11 protein-coding genes are annotated in these 14,375 nt (G+C 67.4%); 4 read left to right on the top strand and 7 right to left on the bottom strand.

Going from position 1 to position 14,375, the window contains the following annotated elements; translation table 11 throughout:
- Positions 1-30: 30 nt before the first annotated feature.
- Both LQ566_RS15910 and LQ566_RS15905 read right to left on the bottom strand, forming a co-directional pair.
- Positions 31-459: an SMI1/KNR4 family protein gene (locus LQ566_RS15910; protein WP_231092760.1), complete on the bottom strand. Its 429-nt coding sequence runs from the start codon at positions 457-459 to the stop codon at positions 31-33.
- Positions 456-2,027: a DUF7059 domain-containing protein gene (locus tag LQ566_RS15905; protein ID WP_372459817.1), complete on the bottom strand. Its 1,572-nt coding sequence runs from the start codon at positions 2,025-2,027 to the stop codon at positions 456-458. Before LQ566_RS15905 ends, LQ566_RS15910 begins: the two co-directional genes overlap by 4 nt.
- A 113-nt stretch (positions 2,028-2,140) precedes the next feature.
- Between LQ566_RS15905 and LQ566_RS15900 the strand changes: the two genes are divergently transcribed.
- The 4 genes from LQ566_RS15900 (at position 2,141) to trxA (ending at position 7,450) form a co-directional block, all read left to right on the top strand.
- Positions 2,141-4,411: a DUF6049 family protein gene (locus LQ566_RS15900; protein ID WP_231092758.1), complete on the top strand. Its 2,271-nt coding sequence runs from the start codon at positions 2,141-2,143 to the stop codon at positions 4,409-4,411.
- Positions 4,404-6,020 carry a murein biosynthesis integral membrane protein MurJ gene (gene murJ, locus LQ566_RS15895; RefSeq protein WP_231092757.1) on the top strand — a complete coding sequence of 539 codons (1,617 nt, stop codon included), beginning with the start codon at positions 4,404-4,406 and terminating at the stop codon, positions 6,018-6,020. Before LQ566_RS15900 ends, murJ begins: the two co-directional genes overlap by 8 nt.
- A 67-nt stretch (positions 6,021-6,087) precedes the next feature.
- The gene (gene trxB / locus LQ566_RS15890) at positions 6,088-7,041 is read left to right on the top strand and encodes a thioredoxin-disulfide reductase (RefSeq protein ID WP_231092874.1); all 954 of its coding nucleotides are present in this window, start codon (positions 6,088-6,090) and stop codon (positions 7,039-7,041) included.
- 85 nt (positions 7,042-7,126) lie between these two features.
- Positions 7,127-7,450: a thioredoxin gene (trxA, locus tag LQ566_RS15885; RefSeq protein WP_231092756.1), complete on the top strand. Its 324-nt coding sequence runs from the start codon at positions 7,127-7,129 to the stop codon at positions 7,448-7,450.
- A 241-nt stretch (positions 7,451-7,691) separates the two neighbouring features.
- Here trxA and LQ566_RS15880 read toward each other — a convergent pair whose 3' ends face one another.
- From LQ566_RS15880 to LQ566_RS15860, 5 genes are all read right to left on the bottom strand, one after another.
- The gene (locus LQ566_RS15880) at positions 7,692-8,036 is read right to left on the bottom strand and encodes a tryptophan synthase subunit alpha (RefSeq protein ID WP_231092755.1); all 345 of its coding nucleotides are present in this window, start codon (positions 8,034-8,036) and stop codon (positions 7,692-7,694) included.
- A gap of 1,519 nt (positions 8,037-9,555) precedes the next feature.
- The gene (locus LQ566_RS15875; protein WP_231092754.1) at positions 9,556-10,638 is read right to left on the bottom strand and encodes a ParB/RepB/Spo0J family partition protein; all 1,083 of its coding nucleotides are present in this window, start codon (positions 10,636-10,638) and stop codon (positions 9,556-9,558) included.
- Positions 10,638-11,543 (bottom strand): ParA family protein, encoded by a 906-nt coding sequence (locus tag LQ566_RS15870; RefSeq protein WP_308071099.1) that lies wholly within the window; start codon positions 11,541-11,543, stop codon positions 10,638-10,640. Before LQ566_RS15870 ends, LQ566_RS15875 begins: the two co-directional genes overlap by 1 nt.
- A gap of 1,394 nt (positions 11,544-12,937) precedes the next feature.
- Complete coding sequence (locus LQ566_RS15865) at positions 12,938-13,087, bottom strand: hypothetical protein (RefSeq protein WP_231092753.1); 150 nt, start codon at positions 13,085-13,087, stop codon at positions 12,938-12,940.
- 785 nt (positions 13,088-13,872) lie between these two features.
- On the bottom strand, positions 13,873-14,190 hold the full coding sequence (locus LQ566_RS15860; RefSeq protein WP_231092752.1) for a hypothetical protein: 318 nt from the start codon (positions 14,188-14,190) through the stop codon (positions 13,873-13,875).
- Positions 14,191-14,375 lie beyond the last annotated feature (185 nt).

The following is a 14,375-nucleotide window of genomic DNA, read 5'->3' as shown; positions in this document are numbered from 1 at the left end:
TTACGTGCCACCCGGCGGCGGCACGGAGCCTCAGGCGAACGGGAGCGGATACGGGTAGCGGTCGCCGAGCCCGGGGGAGATGGACTCCAGCATCATGTCCAGTCTCATCACGTCGTCGTCGGAGGCATCCGGGATGCGCTCGAAGGTGCGCAGCGCGTGCGCCAGCACCAGCCACTCCGTGATGTCGATGCGGAGCGCTTCGAACAGGTGCGCCGACTGCAGGCCGTGGTTGCTGTCGAAGAGCCAGACCCCGCCATCCGGGCCGAGCAGCCAGGTGTCGCCGTGGTCGTTGCCGCCGATCACCGCCCAGCGCGGGTCGACCTCGAGGCCCTCCCAGCGAGCCGGGTCACGGAAGCGGGCGGTCTCGCCCACGGCCATCGCCTCGTCGAAGGCGGTGATGTCCGCGCTGATCCGCGCCGGATGCTCCGGCAGCATGCGCAGCAGTGCGTCCACGCTCATACGGCATCCCCGCCCGGGAGGCGGAGGAAGCCGGTGAGCACGAGTTCGCGCACGCGCGGCATCACGTCGGCGCGGAGCTCTGCGGCGTCCACCTCCAGAAGCTGGGCGATGGCGGCCACGAGCGAGCCCACCGAGAGCTCGCCGTCGCAGGCACCCACGAGGCCGGCGACGGCGGGATCCACCGACAGAGCACGACCGAAGCCCGTCCCCTGGCGCAGCTCGATCACCGTGGGGTCTTCGTGCCCGGGAAGATGGTGTCGAACCTCTGACACGTCGGGGGCCGTGATGAGCGCGCGGGCCGCGAGCGCGTCGTCATCCAGCTCCGCCAGCTGGTCGTGCGCGGCCAGCATCGCGGCGAGGTGCGAGCCCAGCGAGCCTTCGGCGGGGATCGGGGTGTCGACGCGCTCGAAGCGCCGGAGGGTCGGTTCACCGATGGCGCGGCGCAGAAGGACGTAGCCGAAGCCGATCCGGGTGACGCGCCGGTGAGCGAAATCGTCCAGCCAGGCATTCAGCAGCGCCTCGTGTCCGGCGGTTCCTGGCACCGTGCCGCCGTCGCGGATCCACAGCGACGCGTACTCGACCGGGTCTAGCTGCTCGCGTTCGATGACCCAGGCGTCCAGGGGCACGGGAGACGATTGCACCCACTCACGGACGCGATCGAGCCCGTCCGAGCCCCAGCGGTATTCCCAGTTGCCGAGGAACTGGGCGATCCCGCCGTCGACCAGGTGCTCGCCGACCCCCGCGAACACCGCCGCCACCAGATCGTCACCCTGCATGCCGCCGTCCCGGTAGTCGAAGGCGGGGACGTCGTCGCGACGAGGGGTGATCACGAAGGGCGGGTTCGAGACGATCCGGTCGAACCGCTCACCGGTCACCGGCTCGAACAGGCTGCCCTCGCGCAGATCGATGTCGCCGACGCCGTTGAGCAGGGCGTTGAACCGTGCGTAAGCAAGTGCGGAGGGGGAGATGTCGGTGCCGGTCGCGCGGTCGGCGTAGCGACGCGCCCGCAGCGCCTGGATGCCGCATCCCGTGCCGAGGTCCAGCACCCGCCCTGCGGGGAGGGGGAGCTGGAGACCGGCGAGAGTGAGCGACGCACCGCCCACTCCCAGCACGTGGTCATCCGGCAGCGGACCACCCAGAGCCACTTCGTCCAGATCACTGGCGATCAGCCATTCACCCATTCCGGACTCGTCGACATAGGACTGCGGTCGAAGCAGCGACCGGGCGCGCACCTGATCCGCCTCGACGGCGACGATCCCCAGCGCGCGCAGCCCGTCCAATCCGATCGACGGCAGCGCTGCCGCAACCGCGGTGACAGGTTGCGGGACACCCAGCACGAACAGTCGCGCGAGCGTGGCGAGGGGGTCGGCCCGATCGGCCAGCGCCCGCACAGCAGCGACGCGGATCCCGCGTCCATATGCGTCATCGGCGCTCTCGCCCCACGCGGCCCGGATGCGCTCGGACGTGTAGTCGGCGGTTCGCAGGTCGTGCGCGAGGAGCGCGACGAGCTCGGGATCGGGATGCACGTTCACCTCCCCATTCAAGCGCCAACGGCCGTGGATCGGCATTCCCCCGGGGTGACGGCGGTCAGGGACACGACGCGGAGGATCCGAACTGTCAGGCGGCACGACCTAGAATCGACACGGGTTCGCGGGCGTCCGCCCGGGCTCCCGAAGACACAATGACTGCCATCAGCCTCGATGTCCGGGCGTCCCGGATCGCGCGCGGCCGTCGCCTGCGCTCTGCAGGTGCCGCCGCCTTCATCGTCATGGCCATCGTGCTCGCGGTCTTCGGCGGCGGGATCTCCACACCGGCATCCGCCGCGCCCACCCCGTCGCCCTCTCCCACGCTCGCGGAGCCCGAGCTCTCGGTGTCTCCGGCGGCAGGCGGCATCCTCCGCCCCGGTCAGCCCCTGCGCGTGACGGCCGATGTCGCCAATCCCGGCGACGAACCCCTTCCGGCGGGAACGGTCTCCCTCTCGCTCAGTCGCGAACCGCTCGCAGATCGCGCGGCGGTGCTCGGCTGGATGAGCGGCGCACGCACCGCCGACGCCGTTCCGGTATCCAGCACACCGGTCCCTGCGGTCAACGGGGGAGCGGTCGAGTCGGCGATCATCACCACCGCGGTGACCGATCCGATCGTGCTGGCTCTGATTCCCGGCGTCTATGCCGCTCAGGTGCATTACTCGGCGGGGACGCAGTCCCTCACGCAGCGCACGGTGATCACCCTCGTCGCCGCAGATGCAGCGCCGATCACCACCACCACGGTGCTGCCGATCACCGCGCCGGCTGCCGGCGGTGGTCTGCTGTCGCTGGATCGGCTCGCGGAGCTCACGGGTCCGACCGGAGCACTCACCGCGGCCCTGGAAGCGGCCGACGAGCCGAGCGTGGTCCTGGCCATCGACCCGGCGATCCCTGCGGCCATTCGCGCCCTGGGTTCGACGGCGCCCCCGTCCGCGGTCACATGGCTGGCGGAGCTGCTGTCGCTGAAGAACGAGCGCTTCCTCCTGCCCTTCGCCGATGCCGACCCGCAGGTGCAGGCGGCTGCTGGACTCACCGAGCTCCTTGCCCCGCTGTCGCTGGAGGCCTACCTCTCCCCGGACAACTTCCGCGAGTCTGCCGTGGGTCTTCCGGGAGCGGAGCCGCTCCCTTCCGAATCTCCGTCGCCGACACCCTCGGAATCGGTGACGCCGACGGCCGCGGACGCGCCGACACCCACGCCGACCACGCCCGCCCCCTCCGGTGCTCCTGCGCTGCCCTCGCTGGAGAAGCTGGTCGAGGTCGGCGACGCACTCGGCACGCTGGTGTGGCCCGCCGCCGGTACCGTGACGGACGCCGTCCTCCCGCTGGCCGCGGGCAACCCCGTTCTGGTCTCGAGCGACCAGCTCGCCACGATGGCCGCCCGGCAGGTCGTAGGCGACTCCTCCCTGATCGGATACGACGCCGCACTGGCCGATGTCCTGCGCGCCGCCGCGGAGGAGCCGTCCGCCACGGCTCGTGGCACCCTTCTCGCGACAGCAACCGCTCTGCTCCGCCTCGATGCCGAGCAGACGGGAGGCAGTGTCGTCGCCGTCATCGGCCGCGGCACCGGAACGCACCCCGAAGCACTGCGAGCCACCCTCGATGCCGTGTCATCCGGCTCGCTCATCACGGGGCAGCCGATGTCGCAACTGCTCGCCGCCCAGCCGGTCGCCGCAGCGCTGACGTCAGCGACCCCGACAGATGCCTCTGCCGATCATGCGGAGGCGTTGCGCGGGCTGCTGGCCGACGAGGAAAAGGTGACGGCGTTCTCCTCCGTACTCGCTGAGCCGGCCGTCCTCATCGGACGCGAACGCGCGCGCATCCTCCAGCTGCTTTCGGTGGCGGAGATCAGCCGCGACGACTGGGATTCCCTCGTCGCCGCCCAGCGCACACGCACGCGTGACGAGATCATCGGTGCAGTGAGCATCGTGCGGCCGGAGACCGTGACGCTGGTGAGCTCCGGCTCCAACATCCCGATGAAGATCCGCAATGATCTGGACCTGCCGGTGACCGTGGTGGTGACGGCCACTCCGCACGATCTGCGACTGGGCGTGCGCAAGACCACGGTCGTGGAGGCGGCAGCGCACAGCAACACCAGCTTCTCGGTGCCGGTCACCGCCGGGATCAGCAACGGGGACGTGACTCTCGAATTGAGTGCGGCGTCCCCGACCGGCGTGGCGATCGGGTCGGTGCAGTACGCCGAGATCCGCGTACGGGCCGATTGGGAGACGATCGGTCTCGTGGTGCTGGGCACCATCGTGGTCGTGCTCTTCAGTCTGGGTACCTGGCGCACGATTCGCCGACGCCGCGCTGATGCCGCCAGCGGCGTGGCACCTGAACCCGGTCGGCGCGAGGCGCGCGCCGCATATCGTGCCGGCTCGGCCGCGCCGGATGATGCGGCTTCCGCCGCGGAGAAGGAGCCCCGTGGCTAGTCTCGGACGCAGCAGCGCGATGATCGCCGCCGGAACCATGGCCTCGCGCGTACTGGGTCTGGTCCGAACGGTCCTGCTCGTGCAGGTGCTCGGCGAGTTCTTCGTCGGTGACGCGTTCGCGGTGGCCAACGGTCTTCCCAGCACGATCTTCAACATCATCTCGGCCGGCGTGCTCACCGCCGTGTTCGTGCCGCAGATCGTCAAGTCACGTCAGCACGAGGACGGCGGAAACGCGTTCGTCTCGAAGCTGTTCACCCTGTCGACCGTGGTTCTCACGGTGGTGACCATCGTGGCGACGATCGCGGCTCCGCTGTTGGTGCTGATCTACGCGAACAAGTTCAACGGCGGCGCCGCGCAGATCGCGCTGGCCACGGCCTTCGCCTACTGGTGCATCCCCCAGGTGCTCTTCTACGGGCTGTTCGCGCTGGTGGGGGAGACCTTCAACGCCCGCAAGGTGTACGGACCGTACACCTGGGCGCCCGTGGTCAACAACGTCTTCTCCATCGCGGGACTGGCGCTGTTCATGGCGATGTTCGAGACGCCGATGACGGAGATGGCGGACTGGACGCCGGATCGGATCGCCTTCATCGGCATCGTCACCACAGGTGGGATCATCGCCCAGTTCCTGGTGCTGCTGCTGTTCTGGCGGCGTTCCGGCCTCACGCTGCGACCGGACTTCCGGTGGCGCGGTGTCGGGCTCAGCGAGGTCGCCCGGCTCGGCGGCTGGACGTTCGCGATGGTGATCGTGGCGCAGATCGCCGGGGCGATCCAGTCCAACCTCGTCGCCGATGCGTCCGGTGTCTCACCCGCGCAGCTCAGCATGAACAATGCGTTCCTGGTGTACATCCTCCCGTACTCGATCATCGTGCTCTCGATCGGGACGCCGTACTTCACCCGCATCAGCGAGCACGCCGCGGCAGGACGCAAGTCTGAACTGGTCGACGACATCGACTCCTCGATCCGCACACTCGGCATCTTCATCGTGCTCGCCACCGCCGCTCTGGCCGTCGCCGCCGTTCCAGCCAGCCGCCTGTTCACCTCGAACGCGGATTCCGCGCTGCAGGTGGCACCCGTGCTGTGGGCCTACCTGGCGAACCTCATCCCGGTCGCCATCCTGTTCATCGTGCAGCGCACCTTCTACGTGTACGGCGACACGCGGACGCCCTTCTACTTCACGGTGCTGCAGCAATCGATCGTGATCATCACCGCATATGCCGCGTACTGGTTCCTGCCGAAGGAGTTCCTCGCGGTCGGCATCGCGGGCGGGCAGACGTTCGCCACCATCGTGCAGACCGTCGTCGCGATCCTGCTGCTGCGTCGTCGGATCGGATCCCTCCATTCGCGCAGCTGGCTCACTGCATACGCTCGCTTCATCGTGGCCGGCATCGCCGCCGCTGCGGTCGGATGGGTGACCTACGAGCTGCTGGGTGGATCGCACAGCTGGATGGTGTCGAACGATCCGTCCCTCGTGGGCAAGCTGACGGCCCTGCCCGGACTCGCCATCATCGGCGCAGTGGCTGCCGTCGTGTACGTGCTGGTGCTGCTTCTGCTGCGGGCTCCGGAGCTGCGCGTGGCCATCGACACCGGCAAGCGGATGCTCCGCCGCTGAACGCCCACAGCCTGCGGGAATGCGCCGCGCGTACCATTGGTTGAGCATGACGAACTCTGGAGGAACAGTGCGGAAAGTCATCATCATCGGATCGGGCCCTGCCGGCTACACGGCGGCCATCTACACCGCGCGCGCGGGCCTGGAGCCTCTCGTCATCGCAAGCTCCGTGGAGGCGGGCGGCGAGCTGATGAAGACCACCGAGGTCGAGAACTTCCCCGGCTTCCCGGAGGGCATCATGGGCCCCGAGCTCATGGACCTCATGCAGAAGCAGGCCGAGAAGTTCGGCGCCGAGGTCGTCTACGACGACGTCGAGGACCTCGACCTGTCGGGTGACGTGAAGAAGGTCGTGCTGGGCAGCGGCCGCGAGGAGGAGGCGGAGACCATCATCTACGCCACCGGTTCGGCGTACCGCCGCCTCGGCCTGGAGTCGGAGGACCGTCTCAGCGGCTACGGCGTGTCCTGGTGCGCCACGTGCGACGGCTTCTTCTTCCGCGAGAAGACCATCGCCGTGGTGGGTGGCGGCGACTCCGCGATGGAAGAGGCCACGTTCCTCACCCGCTTCGCGGACAAGGTGTACGTGATCGTGCGTCGCGACTCGCTGCGTGCCTCGAAGATCATGCAGCAGCGCGCCATCGACAACCCCAAGATCGAGTTCATCTGGAACGCAGAGGTCGCGGACATCCACGGCGAGTCCGCGGTGACGGCCGTGACCCTGCGCAACACCGTCGACGGAACGCTCTCCGAGCTCCCGTTGGAGGGGCTGTTCGTCGCGATCGGCAACGACCCGCGCACGCACCTGGTCCACTCCAAGCTCGACCTCACCGCCGAGGGCACCATCGCGGTGCAGGGGCGCACGTCGCGCACGTCCATCCCGGGCGTGTTCGCCGCGGGTGACGTGGTCGACCCGTTCTACCGCCAGGCGGTCACGGCGGCTGCCAGTGGCACCGTGGCGGCGCTGGACGTGGAACACTACCTCGCCGCCCGCGAGGCCGGCGCAGAGGACCTCGTCACCACGGCATGATGCCTGCCGGGAATGATCCTGCATCCTTCCCGGTTCTATCCATCGGGCTCTCGAAGTGTCAGCCCCAGATCAAGGAGATTCCGATATGACCGCTCAGGCGACGAGTTCGCAGACGTGGGATGCGGACGTCATCCAGGCCGAGGGTCCCGTGCTCGTGGACTTCTGGGCCGAGTGGTGCGGCCCGTGTCGCATGGTTTCGCCCATCCTCGACCAGATCGCTGCCGAGAACGAAGGCAAGATCACCATCCTCAAGCTCAACGTGGATGAGAATCCCGACCTGGCCATGAAGTACCAGATCACCTCCATCCCCGCGATGAAGGTGTTCAACGCCGGCCAGGTGGAGACCACCATCATCGGCGCCAAGGGCAAGCCGGCTCTGGAAGCCGACCTCGCCGCGTACCTGGCGTAATCGCACGTACGAAGGCCCCGGGTTCGCCCGGGGCCTTCGTCGTATCCGGGGTGCGCTGTGGGAGGTCAGTTCCTGTTCCGCGCAGGATCCCGGCTCCCCTGCCGGGGCACTGAGCTGACTGGGAGGACGGCGGTGACGCGCCCTCCGGGGGGGGCGGGGGCGAAACGAAAGTGCTGCTCCCGCTGTGGATCAGCGGTCTCCGACGGGAAGGTTCCCGCGAAGTCTCCGCAACTCGCGCAGATCAGCCGACGTCGACGCGCACCGTGGGATCCCAGCGACGGTGCGTGTTGGCATCACCGAGGAGCTTCCAGACCGCGGGCGTGAGTTCGGGATAGTCCAGTGAGATCTGGCGCAGCACGCGATAGTGACGAGCCTGGTTCGGGCGCAAGCCGTCGTTGGCCATGATCGTCTCCGCGCGGAGAGTGTAGACCACGAGTTCATCGACGCTGGGGAGTTCTTCCATGAAGTCCCACGGGTCCTCCCCGTTGCGAATGCGCTCGGCGATGAGCACGCTCAGCTCGTCGATCGCCTCAGCGCGCAGCAGCTCAAGGCTGGCGCGTCGACGGGGTTCGTACTCGGGAGTCATCCTTTCCAGACTACGGCCCGTCAAGCACCACGGCTCCGGATCGCGCGATGGTTCGCTTTCGGCGACATGGTTCCGTTCCGGCGTGGCGCTGCAGCGGGTCGCGGGATGACTCTGTTCCCACTCTCGCCTCCGGCGGCGGGAGACGCCGCGACATGCCCGCCCGCATGACGGGAGCAGGAGCGCGTCTGCCGGTCGACGGCGGCTGCTTCGGACAGTTCGCGCGGGATCCCGTGCAGGCCGGCGAGATCCAGCACGTCGTCGAACCCGACTCGGAATCTCCGGCCTCGTTGTCACTCGTTCCGGCCTCGGGAGCGTCACCGATCTGTCGCGCGTGCGGGACCGGATCGCATCGGACCACCAGGTACGGCGATCCAGCACGTGGTCCGCTTAGCGAGTCTCGCCCAGCCGCGCAGCGGCGGCTGCCCGGGAGGCTCCTCCGGGCCGCTGCAGCCGCCCTGCGGCGTCGTGGAGGCCACGGAGCCATGGATGGGGCGGCATGAGGGTGGTTGGAGGCTCGGTAGACGCGCACGGGGACGACGAGAGGATCGATGGGTCACTGGGGTTGCGAGTGCCGCCCCACAGGCCACGCTCGGGGGATAGGCGCTTAGCGCATCACACCAGTTGCGAAGGTGGCCCGGATAGGCGCCAGCGGCGAGGAGAAGCCGGAGGCGCCCCGTCGGCGGGGGGAGAGAGGGGCCCAGGGCCGGGGGGAAGCCCGAGGCGGGCCCAGGGCCGGGAGCGAAGGCGGGAGGCGCGCCCAGAGCCGGGGAGAAGCCAGAGGCGGGCCCAGGGCCGGGGGAGAAGCCAGAGACGTTCCGTGGCGAGGAGAAGCCAGAGGGCGCTCCGTGGCGAGGAGACGACGGGAGAATCCACGGGACAACGGCAAGGACCTGCGCTACGCGACGAGGAGGAGCGACGCGCGACAACACGAAGAAGCGCACGACCATGAGAGACACACGGCATGGGGACGAGGCCCCGGGGAACTGCGCCATGGTGCGCCCGCGGTCAGACGTGACCATGCGAGCCCAGCCGTCACCGTAAGGCGTAGCCGTGAAACGCAGCCGTGAGGCGCAGCCGTAAGGCGCAGCCGTAAGGCGCAGCCGTGAGGTGTAGCCGTAAGGCGCAGCCGTAAGGCGCAGCCGTAAGGCGCAGCCGCAAAGCGCAGCCGCAAAGCGCAGCCGCATGGTGTAGCCGCAATGCGCAGCCTTGAGGCGCAGCCGTAAGGCGATGGGCCGCGGTCGCCGGGGCTCATCGCCGGTCGGCCGAGCGCCGTGAACCACGGCCTGGCCCGCGCTTCATGCACGGCACGGGTACACCGCCGAAGCGGTTCGCACGGCGGCACTGTCTCACGTCATCGAAGAACACCGGCCGGGCTTAGGGATGGGCCGGAGAAGACCCCGTGCCCCGACCGATCATCAATCTCAGATTCGGTGAGACTGGTGACGCCTCGGCGTGCGATCACCGTGTCCCACAGCCGTCCACCACGCCGAATAATGTGTCCTCGACCTGGGGTTTTATCCTACTTTGCCCCGAACTCGTCTTCGCCGAGCTCTCCCAGGATGCGATTGAGGTCCTGAATGCTCGCGAATTCGATGCTCACCTGCCCCTTGCGCGCGCCGAGGGCGATCTTGACGCGCGTGTTCAGGCGGTCGCCGAGACGGCTAGCGACATCGTCGAGGAATGCTCGTCGAGCGCCGGCCTGCGGCTTGGTGGCACGACCGGTGGAACCTTCGATGGTCTTCGCCGCCGACTCCGCGGCGCGCACCGACAGATCTTCGTTCACGATCTTGTCCGCGAGTCGGGACATCGCCTCGGGGGAGTCGAGGGAGAGGATCGCGCGCGCGTGTCCTGCAGAGAGAACACCGGCCGCCACGCGCTGCTGGACGGCAACCGGCAGCTTGAGGAGACGCAGGGTGTTGGACACCTGCGGACGAGACCGTCCGATGCGGCTCGCGAGTTCCTCGTGCGTGATGCCGAAGTCGTCGAGCAGCTGCTGATAGGCCGATGCCTCTTCCAGCGGATTGAGCTCGGAGCGATGCAGGTTCTCGAGCAGGGCGTCACGAAGCAGGTCGACATCATCGGTCTCGCGAACGATCGCGGGAATGGTTGCCAGCCCGGCCTCCCGCGCGGCCCGGGTGCGCCGCTCACCCATGATGAGCTCGTATCCGTCGCCGCCGGGTGCGGTGCGCACAACGACAGGCTGAAGGACACCGAACTCACGCACAGAGTGGACGAGTTCGGCGAGATCCTCAGCATCGAACACTGTGCGCGGCTGGCGTGGGTTCGGAACGATGGAGTGCGGGTCGACCTGGATCAGCGTCAGTCCCGGAACGGGCACGAGCTCATCGTCAGCCGTGGGCTCCGCCTTCTGAACCGGCTTCGACGCCTGTGCCGCTGGCTTACGCGCAGCGGGCTTCTTCGCGGTCCGCTTCACCGGCGCCGGCTCTTCCTGCTGAGGTGCCGCGGGGGCACCCTCTGCAGCGGCAGCCTTGTTGCTGGCGTTGTTGTCGGGAAAGAAGACGTCGACGGGACGCGACTCATTGGGCTCACTCGTGGGGATGAGTGCTCCGATTCCTCGTCCCAGGCCAGTGCGCTTAGCCATCAGCGCGTCCCTTCTTTCGTTTCTGACGCGCTCCGCTGCACGATTTCGACAGCGGCCTCGCGGTATGCGATGGCTCCGGCCGACTGTGGGTCGTAGGCGACCACCGTCTGCCCGAAGCTCGGGGCTTCCGATACGCGGACCGAGCGCGGGATGACCGTGTCGAGAACCTGATCGGTGAAGTGAGAACGTACCTCATCCGCCACCTGCTGCGCGAGCCGCGTTCGGCCGTCGTACATGGTGAGGAGGATCGTAGACACGTGAAGGACCGGATTGAGGTGCTTCTGGATCATCTGCACGCTGCCGAGCAGCTGGCTCAGACCTTCCAGTGCGTAGTACTCGCATTGGATCGGAATGAAGACCTCGGTCGCTGCCGTGAAGGCGTTGATCGTCAACAGCCCGAGCGAGGGAGGGCAGTCGATGATGACGAAGTCGATCGGTTCCGGCGATGATTCGATGAAGTCGGTGAGGGCTGTGCGGAGCCGGTGCTCTCGGGCTACCTGGGATACGAGTTCGATCTCAGCACCGGCCAGGTGGATCGTGCTGGGAGCGCACAGGAGGTTCGGCGACTCCGGACTCACCTGCACGACGTCTGCCAGAGGGAAGTCATCGATCAGCACGTCGTAGATCGAGGCGGTGTCGGCACTGTGAGGGATCCCGAGTGCGGTCGACGCGTTTCCCTGCGGGTCCAAGTCGATGACGAGCACGCGTCCACCAACGGCAGCAATGGCGGCAGCGATGTTGACCGTGGTGGTGGTCTTACCGACGCCGCCCTTCTGGTTGGACACCGTCATGATTCGCGTGCGACCCGAGAACGTGACTTCGGACTGCTCCAGCCGGCGGCGACGAGCGCTCAGATCCGCAAGCTCACGCGCCAGCGGGGTGTCATCTCCAAAGCCGTCTGTCATGTCCGCGTTGGGGGACTGTTTCACGTGAAACACACTCCTTACGCGCGCGAATCCAGCACTTTCTACTCTATGCGATCGGACCCGATTTGGCTCGGGTTGAGGAGCGACCTGCGAGCCGTTCGAGGCCCTCAGAGTGGCTCCGAGCGCGGCATCGCGAGTACGGAATTCGGTGATTGTGTGAAGTTGCTGTACGAGTAATCCACAGATCTACTCACAGTCGAACAGACGTTCCCCCCGCGTAATTCTGCGGAATACACCGTCATTGCGTGCGCCTTTCCCCAGATTCCTCCACAGGCGATGCGGGCACGCCTTCGAAGGATGACAGCGTGCAGCCTGCAGCTCCTCGCCTCCCACCCTCCACTGGCCACCGGCGACGGGGACGAGCGCGCGTCCGACTGCTGGATCACGTTCGCGATGAGCCTACCGTCCGTCTGGCAGCGCTGTGCATCGTGCTCACGGGGTCGCCTCGTCTGGCTGTCTGGGTGTCTGGGTGTCTGGCTGTCTGGCTGGCTGGCTGGCTGGCTGGCTGGCTGCGCAACTGTCGTCGCGCGGCCGGCGGTGACGGCTATCCACGAGCGAGAGGGGTCGCCGTGCGTGGTGGATCACTCAGCATGCCGGGTGATCATGAGTGGCGGGCCGCCGAGGGCGGGCTCGACCGCGCCAGAGATCTGCGTGACCTCTCATCCCATCGTCATGCGCCACCGGGCATCACTGGTGAGAGGCCGACGGATGCCACCTCACCGTGCGCTGATCTCGCGCGGCCGTGTTCCTGTGACGCCTGAGCTGACGCTCCCGTCGCGTGCTGGGGGAGAGGGGCGGGCGGACCAGTGTGGGGGACACTTCGCGGATGCAGGGCTGTCTCACCCTTCATCATTTGCCGAAGCGCCAGGAGTCACACCGTTCGATGACCGCGATGACATGCCGGTGAGTTCATCGCGGCTTTGGTCTCGCAGTGGCCGATCCAGCGCTCGCGCGCCGACGGATGTTTCCTCTTCGCCCCACAGATAGGAGATGGTTCTCGCGGGACTCTTGCAGGTCGGTGCCGGGGCGGTGGTGACGTTCCCACAACTCACCAGGCTCCCCGACACGTCGCGGACCCGGGACGAACACCTCGCTGTTTCACGTGAAACAGAACGCACCCGCACGGCAGCGGTCTGCGCTCAACGTACTGGGCGCGGCGTCCATGATTCATCGCTCCCGTCCCGAACCAGCATCTAGCGCCATCGGGGCAGCGAAACATCCCTATGATGGCTCGCACAGTTCGTCCTACGAGCTGGGCAGCGCTCACGCCAGCGAAGGAGTGGGGAGCGTTCGGAGGGTCCTACTGTTTCACGTGAAACGCGCTCGGTTCAGTTCACCAGCGGCCGAACAGCAACGCATCGGCTGCGTCGAGCTCAGCTGAAGGCGTCTCTCGCCAGCGCCAGCGCCAGCGCATGCGTCAGCCAGTGCCACCCCCACACCCACACCCACACCCACACCCACACACGCAGCCACACCCACACACGCAGCCACAGCCACAGCCACAGCCACAGCCAATGTGTCACTGGCACCGCGCCTCAGTCGGTTTCACTAGGTATCGACCGACTCGGCCCGCGCCCCGCAGACTCCGATGTCGTGGAGTCCGATCGCTCCCGTCGCTCGTTTAAGGGCAAAGGCGACATCACGGCTCGAGCGGAGTCGCCCAGCACTCCCTGCCCGTATAGGAATGGGCTTCCGTTCGCACGTGACCCTTCGCCTTCTACGAGGTGATCTCGCGCATAGTGCGACCGAAGGGTCACCGCGTTGCGGCACATCGACGGCCTGGCTTGTAAATATCGGGGGAGGCGTCATCGAATTGAGAGGCCAGTCCCACCGTACGCGGACGCCCCAGCACGCAGATCGCCAGTGGTTCTTCGCGGCTGTCCCGATGCCGAGCGACTGGGTGCCAACGTTTCACGTGAAACAGCCCAAGGTCCAATGCTCAATGGGGTTGCGGGCGCATGGATCCGCAGGCTCACCCTCTCTACCTGGCCCTCGACACCCGAAGCGACAATGCTCACCGTGTCAGACGACCGGTCTCCGCAGGCGCTGGCGGTCAGACGAACCTCCTGTGGAAACACCGGAAGGGTGGAAGCGCTAGGTGGTCATCTCCGGACTTCCGCGACTGCCCTGCCATCAGCACGCACTCCGGAACATCGCCGTCGGTCAGTAGAGAACGGACTTCATCGGACCACTCCGGTCAAGTAGCCACCTAACCCCACGGATCGCGCCCCCATGGCTGCTAGCGCACGACCACGACAACGCGCACGGCCGGCGTCACATGCACCTCTACAGGCAAGAACACAAGCGCTCAGACGCGCGGACGCGGAAGCATACCGGGGCACGCACGCGGGTACAGGTACAGGTACAGGTACAGGCACAGGCACAGGCACAGGCACAGGTACACACCCCCACACGCACACACCCACACCCGCACCCACACCCAGACCAAAGCCCACAGCCACGCACACACCCAATCGCGCGTCCAAGCACACAGCCACGCAGGCAGCCATGGCCAGAGCCAGAGCCGCAGCCGCAGCCAGAGCCGCAGCCAGAGCCACAGCCACAGCCACAGCCACAGCCACAGCCACAGCCACAGCCACAGCCACAGCCACAGCCGAGCGCGCACCTAGGAACACAGGCCGAACGCACGCGCTCGCGCAGACGGACCACAGACATGCGCACAGGCACAGGCACAGGCACAGGCACAGGCACAGGCACAGGCACAGGCACAGGCACAGGCACAGGCACAGGCACAGGCACAGGCACAGGCACAGGCACAGGCACAGGCACAGGCACAGGCACAGGCACAGG

This window comes from Microbacterium nymphoidis (genome assembly GCF_021044885.1).
In the GTDB taxonomy this organism is placed as follows: Bacteria; Actinomycetota; Actinomycetes; order Actinomycetales; family Microbacteriaceae; genus Microbacterium; species Microbacterium nymphoidis.
Note: the sequence above shows the minus strand (reverse complement) of the source record. Positions and strands in the feature narration are given on the sequence as shown.